The organism is Pseudoalteromonas prydzensis, from assembly GCF_011050055.1.
Classification (GTDB): Bacteria; Pseudomonadota; Gammaproteobacteria; order Enterobacterales; family Alteromonadaceae; genus Pseudoalteromonas; species Pseudoalteromonas prydzensis_A.
In genome coordinates this window covers 1-18,783 of the sequence record NZ_DRGM01000185.1, presented here as the reverse complement: position 1 = coordinate 18,783, position 18,783 = coordinate 1, and the positions used below count along the sequence as shown (strand labels likewise).

The 18,783-nt window shown below is 42.9% G+C and carries 17 protein-coding genes and 3 tRNA genes; 11 read left to right on the top strand and 9 right to left on the bottom strand.

Translation table 11 applies throughout. The features are described 5' to 3' along the window. Nucleotides 1-9: 9 nt before the first annotated feature. From ENH88_RS18370 to ENH88_RS18325, 10 genes are all read left to right on the top strand, one after another. Complete coding sequence (locus ENH88_RS18370; RefSeq protein ID WP_304184484.1) at nucleotides 10-1,533, top strand: FAD-dependent oxidoreductase; 1,524 nt, start codon at nucleotides 10-12, stop codon at nucleotides 1,531-1,533. Between the two features lie 9 nt (nucleotides 1,534-1,542). Further along, nucleotides 1,543-4,239 carry a nitrate reductase gene (locus tag ENH88_RS18365; RefSeq protein WP_304184482.1) on the top strand — a complete coding sequence of 899 codons (2,697 nt, stop codon included), beginning with the start codon at nucleotides 1,543-1,545 and terminating at the stop codon, nucleotides 4,237-4,239. 48 nt (nucleotides 4,240-4,287) lie between these two features. After that, nucleotides 4,288-5,271, top strand: a complete 984-nt coding sequence (moaA, locus tag ENH88_RS18360) for a GTP 3',8-cyclase MoaA (RefSeq protein WP_304184481.1) — start codon at nucleotides 4,288-4,290, stop codon at nucleotides 5,269-5,271. Nucleotides 5,272-5,275: 4 nt separating this feature from the next. Continuing rightward, on the top strand, nucleotides 5,276-5,884 hold the full coding sequence (gene mobA, locus ENH88_RS18355; protein ID WP_304184479.1) for a molybdenum cofactor guanylyltransferase: 609 nt from the start codon (nucleotides 5,276-5,278) through the stop codon (nucleotides 5,882-5,884). After that, nucleotides 5,877-6,410, top strand: a complete 534-nt coding sequence (gene moaB / locus ENH88_RS18350) for a molybdenum cofactor biosynthesis protein B (protein WP_304184477.1) — start codon at nucleotides 5,877-5,879, stop codon at nucleotides 6,408-6,410. Before mobA ends, moaB begins: the two co-directional genes overlap by 8 nt. A gap of 2 nt (nucleotides 6,411-6,412) precedes the next feature. Continuing rightward, nucleotides 6,413-6,883 carry a cyclic pyranopterin monophosphate synthase MoaC gene (gene moaC / locus ENH88_RS18345; RefSeq protein WP_304184475.1) on the top strand — a complete coding sequence of 157 codons (471 nt, stop codon included), beginning with the start codon at nucleotides 6,413-6,415 and terminating at the stop codon, nucleotides 6,881-6,883. Next, on the top strand, nucleotides 6,861-7,133 hold the full coding sequence (gene moaD, locus ENH88_RS18340) for a molybdopterin converting factor subunit 1 (protein WP_304184473.1): 273 nt from the start codon (nucleotides 6,861-6,863) through the stop codon (nucleotides 7,131-7,133). The genes moaC and moaD overlap by 23 nt, the downstream gene beginning before the upstream one ends. Further along, nucleotides 7,133-7,594 (top strand): molybdopterin synthase catalytic subunit MoaE, encoded by a 462-nt coding sequence (gene moaE / locus ENH88_RS18335; RefSeq protein WP_304184471.1) that lies wholly within the window; start codon nucleotides 7,133-7,135, stop codon nucleotides 7,592-7,594. The genes moaD and moaE overlap by 1 nt, the downstream gene beginning before the upstream one ends. Nucleotides 7,595-7,866: 272 nt before the next feature. Continuing rightward, complete coding sequence (locus ENH88_RS18330; protein ID WP_304184469.1) at nucleotides 7,867-8,415, top strand: hypothetical protein; 549 nt, start codon at nucleotides 7,867-7,869, stop codon at nucleotides 8,413-8,415. Between the two features lie 116 nt (nucleotides 8,416-8,531). Then, complete coding sequence (locus ENH88_RS18325) at nucleotides 8,532-8,873, top strand: PDZ domain-containing protein (RefSeq protein ID WP_084448197.1); 342 nt, start codon at nucleotides 8,532-8,534, stop codon at nucleotides 8,871-8,873. Between the two features lie 167 nt (nucleotides 8,874-9,040). On the opposite strand, the gene ENH88_RS18320 is transcribed toward ENH88_RS18325, so the two are convergent. The 9 genes from ENH88_RS18320 to ENH88_RS18280 form a co-directional block, all read right to left on the bottom strand. Continuing rightward, nucleotides 9,041-10,312, bottom strand: a complete 1,272-nt coding sequence (locus tag ENH88_RS18320) for a nitrate- and nitrite sensing domain-containing protein (RefSeq protein ID WP_304184457.1) — start codon at nucleotides 10,310-10,312, stop codon at nucleotides 9,041-9,043. 283 nt (nucleotides 10,313-10,595) lie between these two features. After that, nucleotides 10,596-11,459 carry a uroporphyrinogen-III C-methyltransferase gene (gene cobA / locus ENH88_RS18315; protein ID WP_304184455.1) on the bottom strand — a complete coding sequence of 288 codons (864 nt, stop codon included), beginning with the start codon at nucleotides 11,457-11,459 and terminating at the stop codon, nucleotides 10,596-10,598. Nucleotides 11,460-11,473: 14 nt separating this feature from the next. Beyond that, entirely contained in the window at nucleotides 11,474-11,830 is a 357-nt protein-coding gene (gene nirD / locus ENH88_RS18310) for a nitrite reductase small subunit NirD (protein ID WP_304184453.1), read from the bottom strand. Then, on the bottom strand, nucleotides 11,817-14,387 hold the full coding sequence (nirB, locus tag ENH88_RS18305) for a nitrite reductase large subunit NirB (RefSeq protein WP_304184451.1): 2,571 nt from the start codon (nucleotides 14,385-14,387) through the stop codon (nucleotides 11,817-11,819). The genes nirD and nirB overlap by 14 nt, the downstream gene beginning before the upstream one ends. Nucleotides 14,388-15,055: 668 nt before the next feature. After that, nucleotides 15,056-15,132: transfer RNA gene (locus ENH88_RS18300), tRNA-Val, on the bottom strand. A gap of 123 nt (nucleotides 15,133-15,255) precedes the next feature. After that, a tRNA-Val gene (locus tag ENH88_RS18295) sits at nucleotides 15,256-15,332 on the bottom strand. A 248-nt stretch (nucleotides 15,333-15,580) separates the two neighbouring features. After that, nucleotides 15,581-15,657, bottom strand: a tRNA-Val gene (locus ENH88_RS18290). Between the two features lie 111 nt (nucleotides 15,658-15,768). Beyond that, on the bottom strand, nucleotides 15,769-16,836 hold the full coding sequence (locus ENH88_RS18285; RefSeq protein ID WP_304184449.1) for a DUF3080 family protein: 1,068 nt from the start codon (nucleotides 16,834-16,836) through the stop codon (nucleotides 15,769-15,771). Next, a complete protein-coding gene (locus ENH88_RS18280; RefSeq protein WP_304184447.1) occupies nucleotides 16,814-18,169 on the bottom strand; it encodes an MATE family efflux transporter in 1,356 nt (451 codons plus the stop codon). The genes ENH88_RS18285 and ENH88_RS18280 overlap by 23 nt, the downstream gene beginning before the upstream one ends. Nucleotides 18,170-18,331: 162 nt before the next feature. On the opposite strand from ENH88_RS18280, the gene ENH88_RS18275 reads away from it, so the two are divergent. Next, a partial coding sequence (locus ENH88_RS18275) for a riboflavin synthase (RefSeq protein ID WP_304184445.1) occupies nucleotides 18,332-18,783 on the top strand: 452 nt, incomplete at its 3' end.

The window sequence follows — 18,783 nt, the reverse complement described above, 5'->3', positions numbered from 1 at the left end:
GGTGAACTGATGAACCGCAAACAACGAGTCGTTGTCGTCGGCAATGGAATGGTTGGGCATCATTTCGTAGAGCAAATTACCAGTCTTATCAACCCTAATACGGGTGTCGAAGTGACTGTACTCAGTGGCGAAGAGCGGTTAGCTTACGATAGAGTGCACTTGTCAGCGTTTTTTGCTGGCAAAACAGCCAACGACCTTGCGTTAACTAACGAGCAAATATATGCGGATTGGCAAGTGCGTTTTTACACCAATGCAAAAGTCACCGATATAAACCGGCTAAAGCAGCAAGTAACGACCAGTGAAGGTGCAACCTTTGATTATGACAAGCTGGTATTGGCAACCGGCTCATTTCCTTTCGTACCACCCATTCCAGGTAAAGACCGTGAACATTGCTTAGTGTATCGCACCATTGCTGATTTAAACGCGATCAAACACTCTGCCAGCAGCAGTAAAGTGGGGGTGGTGATTGGTGGTGGTTTACTCGGTTTAGAAGCCGCGAATGCACTTAAACAGCTGGGCCTTGAAACCCATGTTGTAGAGTTTGCCCCGCAACTAATGGGCGTGCAAGTCGATGGCGGCGGCGGACGATTACTGAAAGATAAAATTACCGCATTAGGTGTGCAGGTGCATACCTCAATGGCCACAGAAGCAATAGTCGATGGCGAACACTGTCGTTACAAAATGTGTTTTAAAGGCGGTAAGACACTTGAAACGGATCTGATTTTATTTTCCGCAGGGATCCGCCCCTATGACAATTTAGCCCGAGAATTTGATTTAGCTGTTGGTGAGCGTGGCGGCATTGTTATTAACAACTATTGCCAAACGTCAGATCAAAATATTTACGCTATTGGCGAATGTGCGCTGTGGGGTAATTTTATCTTTGGTTTAGTGGCACCGGGTTACGCGATGGCTAAAATCGCAGCGAAACATATTTTATTTAACAACACTGATGATGCATTTAATGGTGCTGATATGAGCACTAAATTAAAACTAATGGGGGTTGAAGTGGGCTCCATTGGTGATGCTCATGCACGGACGCAAGGCGCTCGTAGTTATGTTTTTGACGATCAACTCAGCGGTGTTTACAAAAAAATAGTCACCAATCAAGCAGGCACTCAGGTGATTGGTGCAGTACTGGTGGGCGATACCAGCGATTATGACAACTTACTACAATATCACTTGCACGACTTAGCCCTTAATATTGCCCCTGAATCACTTATTTTACCGCTTGCGCCAACACCAGATACGATTTCAATCGCAGAGTTAGCCGCTGATGCACTGATCTGCAGTTGTCACCAAGTAACTAAACACACGATTGAACAAGCCGTGTTAGCCGGCGCTACTGATTTAGTTGGCGTACAAACAGTCACCAAAGCCTGCACCGGCTGTGGCAGTTGCGAAAGCCGAGTAAATTGCATTATCGAACACAGCTTAACCGAACACAGTTTAACCGAACACAGCTTAGCCATCACTCAAGCAGAGCCTAAGCGACTCAGTGATGACGCATTGATCCCCGTAACCGAACTTGCATAAGAGAGCGCCATGACCCCTTTAAAAGAGAGTTTAATTCAAACAACATGTGCGTATTGTGGTGTGGGCTGCGGCGTGGACGTTGCCTTAGCGGGCAAGCAACCGACACAGCTAGAAGGGATGCCTGAACATCCTGCAAACTACGGACGGTTATGCGTAAAAGGCAGCCATTTATTAGATACTATCAGCAATGATAATCGCCTTAGCGCACCAGAAATTAACAATAAACAAGTAAGCTGGTCTGTGGCGAGTAATTATGTGGCGAGTGAATTCAGCAAAATAATTGCCGAGCACGGCCCGGATGCGGTGGCTTTTTATGTCTCTGGGCAGTTGTTAACCGAAGATTATTACATCGCCAATAAATTCATGAAAGGTTATATTGGTTCGGCCAATATTGATACTAATTCACGCTTGTGTATGTCTTCTGCGGTGGCGGGTTATAAACGCGCTTTTGGTGAAGATGTAGTGCCTTGTGATTATGAAGACTTAGAGCACACCGAACTGCTTATTTTAATCGGCTCTAATGCGGCGTGGACGCACCCAGTGCTATACCAGCGTATCGCCCGAGCTAAGCGTATAAACCCGACCATGAAAGTGGTGGTTATCGATCCAAGACGCACCGATAGCGCAGAGCTGGCCGATACGTTTTTACAAATAAAGCCAGGCACAGATGCCGCACTGTATAACGGTTTATTACGTTACTTAGCGGATAACCAACAGCTTGATGATGATTTTATTGCAAAGCACACCGATGATTTTGCAGCCGCATTAGCAGCAACGCAATCGTGGACGATAGATGAGGTAGCCAGCTATTGTGAACTAAGTTGCCACGAAGTTAGCCAATTTTATAGCGAGTTTGCCAATAGCGCCTCAGCAATTAGCTTTTACTCAATGGGCATTAATCAATCATCGTCAGGGGTTGATAAATGTAATGCGATTATTAATGCCCATTTAGCGTCAGGGAAGTTATTAAAAATAGGCTCTGGGCCGTTTTCTATTACTGGTCAACCCAATGCCATGGGCGGACGTGAAGTAGGCGGGCTGGCAAATCAACTCGCTGCGCACTTGGACATTGAGAACGAGCAGCATCAATCGTTAGTAAAGCGCTTTTGGCAATCACCAACGATCGCCACGCAAGCAGGCGCGAAAGCGCTGGATATGTTTGCTGCGATCCGCGCTGGCAAAATCAAAGCGGTGTGGATCATGGCGACCAACCCGATGGTTAGCCTACCAAATACCAATGCGATAGCAGAAGCACTGAAAGCCTGTGAACTGGTGGTGGTATCGGATTGCGTGGCAAGTAACGACACCCTTGATTATGCCCATGTCAAACTACCCAGCACTGGTTGGGGAGAAAAAGAAGGCACAGTGACCAATTCAGAGCGCCGTATTTCTCGCCAAAGAGCAATTGTCGCGCCGTTCGCTGGCGCAAAAAACGATTGGCAAATACTCTGTGAAGTAGCTAAAAACATGGGCTTTAGTGGTTTTGATTTTACCCAGCCAAGTGAAATTTTTGATGAGTGGGCACGTTTAACGAGCTTTGAAAATAACGGGTCACGGCAGCTTAATTTATCTGCTTTAGCGGGCATGAGCAGTCGCGAATATAATGCCTTGAGGCCTATCCAATGGCCGTGTATTAAAGGCGATAACTACCAGCATGGGCAAGTGTTCAGCCAAAATCAATTCAGCACAATGAATAAAAAAGCGCGTTTTATTGCCATTACGCCACAACTACCCAAGCAAGTTACCTCAACTGAATATCCGTTAGTGATGAACTCTGGGCGGATCCGCGATCAATGGCACACTATGACGCGCACGGGCAAATCAGCCACGCTTTCAACGCATATTACCCGCCCTTATATTGAGCTTCATTCACAAGATGCGAGTCGGCTTGGCATCAACAATGATGACCTAGTGCGAGCGCAGTCGAAGGTGGGCGAAGTGATAGCGAATGCCAAAATTACCGATTCGCAAAGAGCGGGTGAGTGCTTTATGCCGATCCATTGGAATCAGCAATTTGCATCATCAGCTAATGTTGGCAAATTATATTCGTCCATTGCTGATCCTATTTCAGGTCAACCAGAAACGAAGTTTACGGCCATAAAGCTGCAACCGGTAGAGTTTAGCCAATATATGGATGTATTCGTTAATAAGCAAAGCAACTGCCAGACTGACATAACGGTGCAAAGTGACTATTGGCTAAAAATCAATGCCAGCAATTGCAGCCAATATCAGCTCGCTTTTAACGACGTTGTGCCAGATGCACTTTACTGGTGCCAACAAAGCAGTGGCATCAAAGGGCAGTGGTCAGGTTTTTATCAAGGCGCTACGCAACGTATTCAATGTATTGCCAATGGTCGATTAGTGTTTGTGGCGATGATAACTGATGTGCAAGTAACCACGTCAATTGAGTGGATCAATCACTTGTTTAGCCAATCGGCACTGAACTATGCACAACTGCAGTCATTATTAACGGCCACACCTGACGAAGAGTTTAGCCAAGGGCGACAAATTTGTAGCTGCTTTAAAGTTAGAGAAAAACCAATTGTCGAGGCGATTAAAGCCGGAGCTCATCGGGTTGATGAACTGGGCTTGCAGTTGCAGTGCGGGACTAATTGTGGCTCATGTAAAACTGAGTTAAGTCAGCTTATTAAACGCCATGCAGTGACTAATAAAGGGCAGCAAATTGATGTGCTGATCACGGTGTAATTGCTATGCCACAGCTAATGTATATAAAAATAATAAGTAGGACAGTTTATGCTTGAAGATAAATTTGGACGTCGCTTTAATTATTTAAGACTCTCGATCACCGATGTCTGTAATTTTAGTTGTAGCTATTGCCTACCGAATGGCTACCAATGTGATACGCCGCGTGAGTTCTTAACACAAGCAGAAATTACCACTGTAGTGAGTGCTTTTGCCAAGCTAGGCACTAAAAAAATTCGCTTAACGGGCGGCGAGCCATGCCTACGTAAAGATTTGCCTGAGATCATCAAACGTTGTAAAGCCACCAGCGGAATTAGCGAAGTGGCGCTGACAACCAATGGGTTTAACTTATTAAACAATGTTGATGAATATAAAGCGGCAGGGCTTGATGCCATTAATGTCAGTATCGATAGCTTAGATCCGAAAATGTTTAAACTAATAACTGGCCACGACAAGCTACAACATATTTTAAACGGCATTGCACGAGCTCAGCAGATTGGCATTAAGCGCATTAAAGTCAACGCCGTATTGGCGAAAGCATTTAATCATAATCAGCTAAAAGATTACCTTGCTTGGATAAAGCACCAGAGAGTAACAGTGCGCTTTATTGAATTGATGGAAACCGGTAATGGCACGCAATTTTTTGAACAAAACCATTTAAGCGGTCAAGGCGTTAAAGATAGTTTGCTAGCAGCGGGCTGGTTACAAGTCGTAAAGGGCAAGTTAAATGGCCCTGCGCAAGAGTTTTGGCATCCCGATTATCAAGGTCGTATTGGCTTGATCATGCCTTACAGCAAAGACTTTTGCCAAAGCTGTAATCGTTTACGTGTCTCGGCACTGGGTAAATTACATTTGTGTTTATTTGCTGATCAAGGTATCGACTTACGCAGTGCATTAAATAGTGGCACCACTGAACACGCCGCTGAGCAAACGATTAAACTGATCCGCAGCGCAATGAGTAACAAAACCATTAGTCACGAGCTTGATAAGCGCTTAACTGGCGCAACCAAGCATTTAGCGATGTTAGGAGGGTAGAACAATGGCTGTGACTGGGTTAGTGCTCGCTGGTGGTAAATCTTCACGTATGAAAACCAATAAGGCCGAGCTGCTGTTTGGCGATAAAACCTTGCAACAACGCAGTGTTGATTTATTGCACAGTGTGGGGCTCAGTGATGTATTAATTAGTCGTAACGGATGTCATGCAAATGCCGATTATCTGCCTGATATATATCCAAATAGGGGGCCGCTTGGGGGAATTTATAGCGCCCTTAAACACACAGCTAACGACTTGTTGGTCGTGGCGATTGATATGCCATTACTTAATCGCGCGTTATTAACGCGTTTACTGAATTTTTATGAGCAGCAGAAAATACACAATAAAAGCATGAATTTAGCGCATTTTAGCCAGTTTCCATTGCCCATTTATATTAACAATAACCAAGTGACACAGCATTATTTACGCGCCACGCTCAGCGCAATTGATAGTAATTGCTCTATTAAACAGTTTATAAAAACATGCCACGGTGAGTCGCTTGCCAGCTCACAAACCGACGCATTTAGTAATATTAATACCCCAGTGCAATACAGCCAATTATGTAAAGCGCACGGTATCAATCAATTTAAAAAAGAAGTAATAAATCATGACTAGTACAACAGATAACAGCGTGGTTAACATCGCGGTTCTAACCGTCAGTGATACGCGCAATGAAAATACCGATAGTTCAGGGCATTATTTAGTGCAGGCGCTACAAGATGCAGGGCATCAATTGCTTGATAAAAAAATCGTTAAAGATGATGTATATCAAATGCGGGCAATTGCCTCACAATGGATTGCAGATGAAACTATTCAAGCCATTTTAGTGACTGGTGGCACAGGTTTTACTGAGCGAGACTCAACGCCGGAGGCAATGCTGCCGTTATTTGATAAAACCGTAGACGGCTTTGGCGAGCTATTTAGGCATATTTCATACAGCGAAATTGGCAGCTCGACGATTCAATCTCGGGCGCTTGCGGGGCTTGCAAATAACACCGTTATATTTTGTATGCCAGGTTCCACAGGAGCGTGCAAAACAGCGTGGACGGGCATTATTGAGCAGCAATTAAGCGCAACGTTTAAGCCCTGTAATTTTGTGCCACATATTAGCATTGGCAGTCGCTGTAAAGCTCGGGGGTAAGCATGTTAAGTCATATTGATGAACACGGCCAAGCGAATATGGTTGATGTTTCACTAAAACAAATCACTGCCCGTGAAGCGATGGCACAAGGGATGATATCGATGTCTAAACTGGCATTTTCAGAGGTTGTTGCCAATGAGAATAAAAAAGGCGATGTGATCGGGGTTGCGCGTATTGCTGGTATTCAAGCGGCAAAGAAATGCGCGGATCTCATACCGCTGTGTCACCCGCTGGCGCTGACCAAAGTGGCGGTTGATTTTGAACTAGATCAGCAAAACTGCACTATAAAAATAACCAGTTTATGTAAACTCGCAGGCAAAACTGGGGTTGAAATGGAAGCACTCACCGCAGTATCAGTAGCCGCACTGACATTATTTGATATGTGCAAAGCCGCTGATCCTGATATGGAAATTCATTCTATTCGGGTGATAAAAAAATCAGGAGGTCAACATGGCGACTGGCAACGACGCTGAGCAAGTTAGGCTATTGTTTTTTGGTCAACTTAAAGAGCGCTTACAATGTGCAAGCTATACTATAGCTATTAAGCAACCGCTTTCAATTGAACAGTTAAAAGCACACTTAGTCAGCTTACAGCCAAGTTGGCAAGCAGCGCTTAATAATGACTTACTGATAGCGGCAGTTAATCAGCAAATAGCGCAACAGCAAGCTATTGTAAAAGGGGGGGATGAAGTGGCCTTTTTCCCACCTGTGACGGGGGGCTAATGAGTATTGAAATTATCATCAGCCATGATGATTTTGATATTGCAGTGCTGCATCATGCACTGCAAATCGGTAACGTCCAGCAAGGCGCAGTGGTTACTTTTACAGGCTTAGTAAGAGAATTTAGTCGTGGCGACAACGTGGTGGCACTTGAGCTTGAGCATTACCCACAAATGACCGAGCAACTACTTTTAAGCATTGCCGAGCAAGCTCAAAACCGTTGGCAACTGGGCAGAATTAGCATTTATCATCGAATTGGTTATCTCCCCCTTGGCGAGCAAATTGTATTTGTGGGCGTGAGTAGCAAACACCGGCAAAGTGCCTTTGATGGTGCGCAATTTATTATGGATTATTTAAAAACCCAAGCCACGTTTTGGAAAAAAGAACATTTTAGCCAATCATCGCAGTGGGTTGAATTTAAAGCGTCTGATGTACAGGCACAACAAAAATGGGCAGCGGATTGAAACCATACACAACAAAACAGTTCGCAGTCATCTATCAGCGTAAATTTATATATACCGTGGTTGTTATTTTGTCCAATAACGTGATTACCAATCGTTTTGGGATGTAACAACAAGTTTATTTTATAACATTTGCAATAAGTTATTTACATAAACATGATTTAGTGGAAGTATATTACGCTGTAATATACGCCGTTTTGGCGGTTATAATCCCCCAAAATTGGATCGAATAAACGTTATGCCGTAGCGGCTATTAATTAAATATAGGTGAAGAAATGAAAAGGATTTTAATCGGTGCGTTGCTCGTTGTGATACAAGGATGTGCGAATGTACCTAAGGACACCGGGCAATTACCCCCAGCACCTTGTATCGGTAGCACTGTGATTGCAGGCGATTTAGGTAACCAATTTAAGCAGGTTCAAGACCCCGCGCTTCTTGCTCAGGCAATCGGTGAGCCCTTAAAGGGCAAGTTATGTCAGGGTACTGTTTATGAAAGTACAGATGAGGTGACAATCTATCGTGCATGGAACAGTACAAACCCGCAGAGTGAGTTTGGTCAGTGGTGGTCATTTCAATTCCCGTCAGGAAATACAGCCAAATATAGAGAAGACTATGAAATTTGTTATCAATGGTCACCGCTCGATAAGTTGGTGAAATGTACCTTGAAGGCAGGAACGAAAGTTGTTGTAGGTAATGGTCAAAGCGCCCAATGCTCAGAATATCTAAGTTATCCAGTTTCGCAGCAGCAACAAGTTTTTATCACGAATGCATCTGATGCTGTCGAGAGTTGTGAAGGCTACGATAGTGTGATGAGTTGGAAATAGGATCACATTAGTCACAGCATACAAAGCATTTATGGGAGTTCCCAAACGCTTGCTTAACTATGGCAAGCGTTTGGCACAGCTAATGCTGTGTTTCGGTTTTTAAAGGAGTAAGGCGTTTGAATTCAATTAGGAAGATAATATTAATTAGTTTGTTTTTACCATTTGCTGCTCTCGCCGAAGGTAAAATTGGCATTGTCGCAGGTGTGTCTGTTGATGGATTCTTTAGTCCTGAAATAACCGAGTTTAAAATTGATAACGTTCAGTCTGGATCCCCTGCAGAAAAAGCTGGAATTAAAGCTGGTCAATTGGTTATTGAACTGGATGGTTGCAAAATCCCAGGCTGCCCAGCGGATAAAGCTAAAAAACTAATGGCTAAAGAAACAGGTGAAATATTACCATTACTAGTTAAAAACTTAGATGGTAGTGAGGTTTTGTTAAAAATTCATGTCGGTGAGTAAAAAGCTAACACATATGAGCCTTTAGCCAATAGGCATTATTGTTCTTTTTGACCGTTTATGGTCAACTCTAAATCACTAAACAAAGTCGTTTATTGCGTTGCCGGCTAGGTCTTTTTCTTAAAGCCACTTCGATCATCATAGCGAGTTTGCAGCGCTTAATATTCTACTTAATCTACCAGCGTAATAATTTGCTCTGCGACTTTATGTAAACTGATGTGGTTATCCATGGCTTGTTTTTGTAATTTTTTATGCGCTTGGGCTTCAGTTAATTTTAACTGTTCAATTAATATAAACTTAGCCTGATTAATGATTTTTTGTTCATTGATGACTTTTCTGGCTTCACTCAGTGCATTATTGATCTGTTTTATATGCTGACTTTGCTCGGCTATCAAATCATACATGGTTTTATTTGCAGCGAGTTTTTCGGCGGCAATATTGGTGTTTGCATAGCCATTTAGCTCAGCAGATAAAAGCGTAGCGGTGGTTGCTATACTAAAGTCTGGGCTGTCTTTAGTTAGTATAGCGAGCGTGCCTTGGTGGGTGTCTAAACTTTGTTTCGCTGCAATTATCTGCTCTTTTGCTGCTGCTATTAAACGCTTAGAAATTTGTTGCTCTATTTGATGCATAACATCGATGCGGGCGGTAGCTACGTCAAACCAAACTTCACTGAGCTGCGACACTTCTTGGTTATTGTTTGGCGCTAATTGCTGCAGCATAGTGCGTAACTTGTCTATTTCTTGGTTTGACTCATCCTGTAACAGTAGCTTGTAGCTTGCTGTGAGTTGCTCATCTGCATATTGGCTAAAAAATTCAAAACTGGTTTGTTGGTTGTGTTGAAAATGGCTTAACAATGCTTTTTGTTCAGTATCAAACTTATTACTGGCAAAAGCCATTGCACCATATGCACGCTCTTGTCCTGCGTACTCTTTGCCTTGCATAAAGTTAAAATAAGCAACTAATAGTCGGGTGATCACAGGATCACTGGCACCATCCGCGGTTTCTAAAAACACATTTAATAAGCTGGTAATTATTTGCGTAAAAGACTGTGTAGCTTGACTCGCACTGAGTGCTTGTTTGGCTACTTTTTCACGTAATGAATAAAGTGTATCGAGGGATTGTAGGCTGATAGTTATTAAATTATATAAACGGCTATTACCAACCCCTGGTTTGGTACATAAATAGGTTTGCGCAAGTGACTCAAACAAGGCTTGTTGTAATACATTAGAGTGCTTTATTTGTTGTTGCAGTTGCTGTTCAAAAAGCGTTCTGTTTGAGGCGAGGTAAATATTACTCATCGCTCGTTCTTTTTGTAGTTGATGCACAAATTGGCCGAGTTTAATCAGGTTGTAACAACTTTTTTGTAATTGTTCTAACGCATGGATCTCTTCGTATTTAGCAGCTAATAGAAATTTTTTAGTGAGCGAATTATTGTGAGCCATAGATAGTTATTTTTGGGTTGTTATTTATGCTAACAGTTGCAACCTTCATTCCAGTTAAAAATAAACTATAGATTTATAAAAATTAAAATTAAAATGTATTAATAACAAAAGCTTAAAAATAACTTGTGAGGCTTTGAATTATGCAAAATCGAGTAAACAGGCTAGCATGATGTATTTTGGTGCAAGCAATGCACTGCTACGATGCTTATAAAGTGCGCTTGCTCAGTATTTTTACTCCTGTAGATTGAGAGCAAGCGCGCGTATGATTCGTTTTTAATAGGCGTTAAACGCCATAGGCTGTGACATTTAATAACTCGGGGCTAATTGGCATCGTGTGATTGATAACCTCACCGATAATAATCAGTGTAGGACCATGGATCGCCTCAGATGAGGGGATTTTGTATGCTTTATCCAAGGTTGATGTATTAACGCGCTGCTCTAAGGTGGTTGCTTGCTCAATCAGCGCGATAGGCGTGTTTTTTGGCCAACCAACCGAAATCAGCCCCGACACCAATTGCTCTAATCTATTTAATCCCATATAAACCACCAGTGTGGAATTATCACCATTAGGCATATAGCGGTATTTTTGCCAGTCAGGTTGTTTTTTAGGGTCGCTAAATTGAGCCGTCATAAAGGTGATGCTTGCCGCTACGTGACGTTTGGTTAACGGGATCCCCGTATACGCAGACGTGGCGCATGCGGTTGTTACACCGGGAATAATGGCGAACTTTATGGCGGCTTGCTGTAGTGCCTCAGCTTCTTCACAAATACGTGCAAAAATGCTCGGATCGCCGCCTTTTAAACGCACAACGGTTAAACCTTGTTGAGCAAACTTAACGAGTTGTTGGCAAATTTGCGGCTGCGTCATTGAGTGTTTACCAGCGCGCTTACCGACAAATACGCGCTTACAGCTGGCTGGTAGTGAGGTAATGAGTTCATCGGCCACCAGCCAATCATATAAAACCACATCTGCGCTATTTAATATACGTTGTGCTTTGACGGTAATAAGTTCAGGGTCGCCTGGGCCTGCGCCGATCAAATACACTTGCCCGGTGTTATTTCTGCTATTCTGGCCGCTACTGTATCGAGTAAAAATGTTATCAAGCCAGTTATTCTCGATGCTTGAAAAGTATGAAAATACGCTCATAGTTATCTCACTTTTTAGCTGATTGCACTGGCCGTTAACACAGGCTGGCTACTAATAAAAACCTGATCGTGTTCTATTTTGGTTTTATAGACAGGTACCCGAATTGTTTCTGCTTCTAAGCATTGACCGGTTGTCAGGCAAAAATGCTGTTTATACAAGGGTGAAGCAACGACTAAGCGCGTTTGTAGTGAGCCAACAATGCCTCTGGCTAACACATTGGCTTTGCCGATTGGGTCAAAGTTACTGATAGCAAATACAGACTGCTTATCATTAGGAATATAAAACACGGCAACTTGTTGATTATTAACTTGTGCGCAGATACCACTATGTAAAACTAGATCATTTAATGTACCAATTTTATACCAAGACATCTTCTTGCTCCTGTGTAATTTCTGTTACTGCGATAGGGCGTTGCTGCGTGTATTTAAGTGCACTTTTCTCAGCTTCAGTTGCGGGGCGAATTTGCTTTCGCTCTTGTACAAACACAATGTTTTCATCTGCATCTGGGCTATTCACAAATTGACGGAAGCGTTTAACTGCATTTGGATCTGCAATGGTGCGCTGCCATTCACATGCATAGGTGCTAGTGATATGCGCCATTTGCTGCTCAAGCTCAGCACAAATTCCTAAGCTGTCATCAATCACGACTTGGCGTAGATACTCTAAGCCGCCTTCGAGGTTCTCAAGCCATACCGAGGTACGCTGAAGCTTGTCTGCGGTATTAACGTAAAACATTAAAATACGGTCGATATAGGTGATTAAAGTGGTTGTGTCTAGATCGGTTGCAAATAAGTCTGCGTGACGTGGACGCATGCCACCATTACCACAGACATAAAGATTCCAACCACTTTCGGTTGCAATGATGCCGATATCTTTACTTTGCGCCTCAGCGCATTCACGGGTACATCCTGACACGGCCATTTTTATTTTATGCGGCGAGCGCAAGCCTTTGTATCGATCTTCAATAGCAATTGCTTGAGCAACACTGTCTTGCACGCCATAACGACACCATGTGCTACCTACACAAGACTTAACGGTACGTAATGATTTGCCATAAGCGTGGCCGGTTTCAAACCCTGCGGCTATCAGCTTTTGCCAAATAACAGGCAGTTGCTCAAGACGTGCGCCAAATAAATCGATACGTTGGCCACCAGTCACTTTACAATATAGATTAAATTCTTTGGCTACTTCACCCAGTACAATCAGCTTCTCAGCGGTCACCTCGCCACCGGCAATACGCGGTACCACGGAATATGAACCATCTTTTTGCATATTAGCTAAGTAGTTGTCATTGGTATCTTGCAGGCTGACATGTTGCTCACTCAGGATATAGTCATTCCATGTTGAAGCTAAAATTGAACCCACAGCCGGCTTACATATCTCACAACCATGGCCTTCACCATGACTGCTAAGCAGCTCAGCGAATGTTTTGATTTTTTCAACTTTAACAAGGTGTAATAGTTCTTGACGAGAATAAGCAAAGTGTTCACATAGATGGTTATTGACTTCAACGCCACGCTCGGCAAGTTCAGCATCTACCACTGATTTAAGTAATGCGGTACAGCCGCCACAACCGGTGCTGGCTTTAGTGCAAGTTTTTACTGCGCCAAGTTCGTTTGCGCCATTATCGATAGCGCTGATAATGTCATTTTTACAGACGTTATGACATGAACAAATAGTGGCTGTATCGGGTAGGGCACTGCTTGACAGCGTTGGCGCGCCTGCGCTGTCTGGTAAAATCAGGCATTCAGGATGTTCTGGCAGCGCCATATCATTGAGCATGTACTGGAGCAGCGTGTCATAGTCGCTGGTGTCACCCACTAACACTGCGCCCAGTAACTTATCACCGCTTTCGTTGAGGACGATTTTTTTATAGCAATCACGAATTGGATCTTGATATATCAGTTCCTTCGCATTGGCTGTCGTGCCATGCGCATCGCCAATAGATCCTACTTCAACACCTAATAACTTAAGCTTGGTGCTCATATCGGCGCCGTTAAATTGAAGGTCGCCACCTGACAACTGACTTGCTGCAACCCGTGCCATATTGTAGCCAGGGGCGACTAAACCAAATAATTTTTTATCCCATAATGCACATTCACCAATCGCAAAAATATCTTTATTAGACGTTTGGCATGCGTTATTGATCACGATTCCACCGCGCTCACCTAAAGTAAGCCCCGCTTTATTCCCTAGGGTATCGTATGGGCGAATACCTGCTGAGAACAACACTAAATCGGTCTCTAAGTGGCTACCATCAGCAAAATTTAAGCGGTAACGACACTGCTCACCAGCAACTATCTCACTGGTGGCTTTACCTGTGTGCACGCTAACACCTAAGTTTTCGATTTTATTTCTGAGTAGCTTTCCGCCTTGCTGATCAAGTTGGACCGCCATTAACTGCGGCGCAAACTCAACAACATGGGTATTTAAACCGAGTTGTTTTAATGCGTTAGCCGCTTCTAAGCCCAGCAAACCACCACCAATTACAACGCCTACCTTACTATCATCCGCACACTTTTTTATTTTTTCTAAGTCTTCAAGGGTGCGATACACTAAGCAGTGAGATTGATCATTGCCTTTAATGGGTGGTACGAAAGGGTATGAGCCGGTTGCTAACACTAATTTATCATAGTCATAGATTGTGCCATCAGCAGTGGTGAGCTGCTTTTGCGTAGCGTCAATATGTTCAACCCACTGGCTTGTATGCACAGTAATATTGAGTTTTTGGTAGTTTTCATGAGTCGTTAACGCTAGATCAGCAGCGGTTTTACCATTAAACACACTTGATAAATAGACCCGATCGTAGGCAAGATTTGCTTCACCACACAATACCGTGATCTGCGCATGCTCATCGCTACCACGCATTTGTTCAACAAAATGGTGCCCCACCATGCCATTGCCAATAACGAGAATTTTCTGTGGCATTTGTTTTTTCCTTCATGCTGACGGTTTAAATTTTGGCAATAAAAAAGCCCGCCACAGTAAACCGTTCGGTTAGTGTGTGCGGGCTTCGTTGCCATTACTGCAAAAGCAGTTTTATTTTTATATACCTAGCTAAGCAATATCATTGCCATATTTTTATCTCATTGTTTTTATTTGTAATTGTGTTTTATGAAGTCTGGTAATTTTATTAAATGTTTAACGATGGTGCAGTGCAAGCACATTAACAGTGCAGCTTTATTGGATCTAATTCAGCATCAACATAAAAGCGACTGGTAATAATTAACTACGAGTGAAGATTTGCATTACTAAAAATGGCATCGGGTGATCAAGAGTAGGTAGTGCTCTGATCAATTGAGCTGTAGTTTACTCATTGAAGGTTTCATTGCTGAAGATTGGTACGACAGAGTGGGTTCGAACCACCAACCTTTGGACCGGGTGATCAAGAGTAGGTAGTGCTTTTTCTTTAGGTTTTATATTTAGGATTGGTACGACTGAGTGGATTCGAACCACCGACCTTTGGACCGGGTGATCAAGAGTAGGTAGTGCTTTTTCTTTAGGTTTTATATTTAGGATTGGTACGACCGAGTGGATCCGAACCACTGACCTTTGGACCGGGTGATCAAGAATAGGTAGTGCTTTTTCTTTAGGGTTGGTACGACTGAGTGGATTCGAACCACCGACCCCTACCATGTCAAGGTAGTGCTCTAACCAACTGAGCTACAGTCGTACAATTTTTTTGAAGTGTACTTTTACTTAAATTTGGTACGACCGAGTGGATTCGAACTACTGACCTTTGGACCGGGTGATCAAGAGTAGGTAGTGTTCTTTCTTTAGGTTTTATATCTAGGATTGGTACGACTGAGTGGATTCGAACCACCGACCCCTACCATGTCAAGGTAGTGCTCTAACCAACTGAGCTACAGTCGTACAATTTTTTTGAAGTGTGTACTTTTGCTTAAATTTGGTACGACCGAGTGGATTAGAACTACTGACCTTTGGACCGGGTGATCAAGAGTAGGTAGTGCTTTTTCCTTCGATGGTACTTTTATTTAATTTTTTACTTAAATTTGGTACGACCGAGTGGATTCGAACTACTGACCTTTGGACCGGGTGATCAAGAGTAGGTAGTGCTTTTTCCTTCGATGGTACTTTTATTTAATTTTTTTACTTAAATTTGGTACGACCGAGTGGATTCGAACCACCGACCCCTACCATGTCAAGGTAATGCTCTAACCAACTGAGCTACGGTCGTATCATAAATTTAAGTTGTGTTAATTACTTAACAACGGACGCTAATATATAGCGTGCGCCTGAGTGAATCAAGCTCGTTTATGCATTTTTGGTTTGTTTGCCGTTTTTTTATTCATATTGGGCTGATTTCACACGTTTTATAAAACGTTTGCCACCAAGTAACGTGCGTTTTTGCTGAATCTTTGAATACAGTGAGTAAGTTATTGGGCTGATGTTGCAGCAGTGCGGCAAGCTCAGGCTGATTTGTCGTCGAGCCGAGCCAAAGCTGTTGATATAATGGCATCAATCGCTCTAAAGCGCCTGATAGCTGTGCTTGATAGGGTTGTAATTGTGCTAAGTAATACTTTTTAAAGACGTTACTGACGATTTGCGCTTGGCGTTTATTTTTTAGTGGGTTACATAGTTCATTGAGCTCAATGCTTGCTAAATAGCGACTGGTACTGTGATTAAAGTATGTTTGTTGCCGCACGGCGCTCACCAAAGCTTGATTAAAGTTAAACTGGCGTAGCACCGATAGCAGCGGGTAGAGTGCTTGGCTGTCTATTTGTGCGTATTGCTGTTGTATTATTTGCTGCTTTAACGTCAGCAAGTTTTGCAGGGCAAGCTCTGTTTCTACAAGGCCAGCTAAGTTTGTATCAAGTGCATAGCTGGTGAGTTGCCAAGTACGTTTTAACTCTGGATCATTATAAAGTAAGTGGTTGAACTGCTTTAATAGCTGCTGTTTTTTGTTGGCTAGTTCCCGCTTTATTGCGTGATAGCTTTTTGATTCAGGGCTTAATTTATCTAAGCAGCTGGGGGCCAGTTGAATAAACTGGATTTGATAAGTTAGTTGACCGGCTGCAGTGGCAACTTTTCCCAGTTGACTATTATGCTCAGCAATAAGGGTATTGAGCTTGCAATGAGATAGTTGCGCGAGCTGCACTATGCTTAACTGCTGCGCCGTTGCTGGCTCATCAGTATTGCGAATAGTTGATAGTTTAAGATTAGTGAGTATTGCTGTATCAGGCAGCGGTTTGTCTAGTGCAGTGGCGAGTCGCTGTTGATACTGCTTATTAATATCCGTTGCTTTATCGCTACAGGCACTTAACAGTAAACACGTTAATAAACTATAAAGGTAACCAAATCGTTTGATTTGGTTACCTTGCCTGTTGGGTTTTTTAAGCGTTTTTAAGTGGCTCATGTTTGAATCTATTTGCAACAGTAAGCATTAATAAAATAGCGGCGACACTTAAGCCAACAATAATGCCAACCCAAAAGCCATGCGGCCCCATCGCTGGCACAATCCAATCGGTACGTGCTAAAACAAACCCCAATGAAAAACCAATTAACCAGTAAGATATAAAGGTAATATAGGATATGGGAGCGGTATGTTTTAAACCCCTTAAAATACCGTTGGCGGCTACTTGTAGAGCGTCAGGGAGTTGATAAATACACGCTAAGATCATAATGGATGTTGCCAGTGCGATGACTTGAGCATCATCGGTATAAAGTTGGCTGATGATATCACGACCAAAGAAGGTGATAGCCGCAAGTAGTGCCGCAATGATCATAGCAAGAATATAACTTGTTGAAATTGCTTTTTTTAATTGCTCAAAATGATGCTGGCCGTATAAATTACCAATCCGAATACTGATCGCAATAGATAAGCTCAATGGCATCATAAACAGTAAGGTTGTAACACTGGCAGCAATCTGATGGCCGGCCACTGCAACGGCACCTAAATGCGCAATAAATAATGGGATACAGGCAAATAAAGTGACTTCAAAAAAAGTCGCTAGAGAAATAGGAATGCCGATTTTAGTAATGGTCCACATAGTATTGAGTTGCGGCGCTTTAAAGTTGGCCAACAGGGTTTTGGCATCTACTTTTTTACTCAATTGGCAGTAAATGACTTGCGCAATAGCCATTGCGCTGAAAACCAAAGCCGTGGCAATCCCACAGCCCGCACCGCCTAGTGCTGGCATACCTAGCTTGCCATAAATAAATATGTAATTTGCAGGGATATTGACCGCTAAGCCAATTAAGCTGATATAAAAAGCCGGCTTGGTCATCCCCATGCCTTCAGTGATATTGCGATATACACTGAACACTAAAAAGCCAATGATCCCCCACTTTACAAAGTGAATGTAGTCATAGGCCATATTGGCAATAGCAGGACTGGTATCAAGCTTTAAAATAATAACGTCGGCAAAGTAGGCGATGGATAAGCCGAACACACTTAATACGCCCGCAAGATACAAGCCTTGTTGAAAATAATGACTGATGCCGGTTTTATCGTTAGCGCCAGAAAATTGCGCGATAATGCCGGTCAGGGCCAATAAGATACCTTGCAGAGCAAGCATTGCTGGATTCCAAACACCTGTTGCAATTGACAGTGCTGCTAAATCGGTCGGACTGACTTGCCCGGCCATGATGGTGTCAACCACTGACATTAAAACGAGAGTTACTTGTGCTAAAAAAACGGGAATTGCCAGAGAAACTAGCCGTTTGGCTTCCCAACTACAAAAAGTCATATCACTTGCTACGTAAACTGAAGAGGCCGCTATTGTAATCGATAAAGCGTAGAATAAAAAATTATAGCGCTGAGTTAAAGCTATTCATTACAGTTTTAATGAGTAAGATCGGTTAGACTAAAGCGTAAAAATACATCCATGTTTTAGAAGGCAGTTTAAGTTATGTTTACAGGAATTGTGCAAACACAAGCAACGGTGATTTCAAATAATTATCAACACAGTGTGATGCGTTTAGTGCTTGCAGTCGCACCACAATACATTGCTAAATTAGAGTTAGGTGCCAGTATTGCCATAAATGGTTGCTGTTTAACGGTTGTTAAAATTCAGCATACAACCGAGCAAGCTTTAGCTGAGGTATATTTTGATGTCATTGATGAAACATTACAATTGACTAATTTAGGCAAGCTTATCCCTAGCAGCACCGTTAACTTTGAGCGCTCGATGACATTTGGTACTGAGCTAGGTGGGCATATTGTCTCTGGTCATATTCACTGCGTCGCACAGGTCAAAAATATTATTCACACAGACGGTAATTGTAAAATACAACTAAGCCTACCAACTAAATGGCAAAAGTATGTGCTGTATAAAGGGTTTGTCAGTGTTAATGGAGCCAG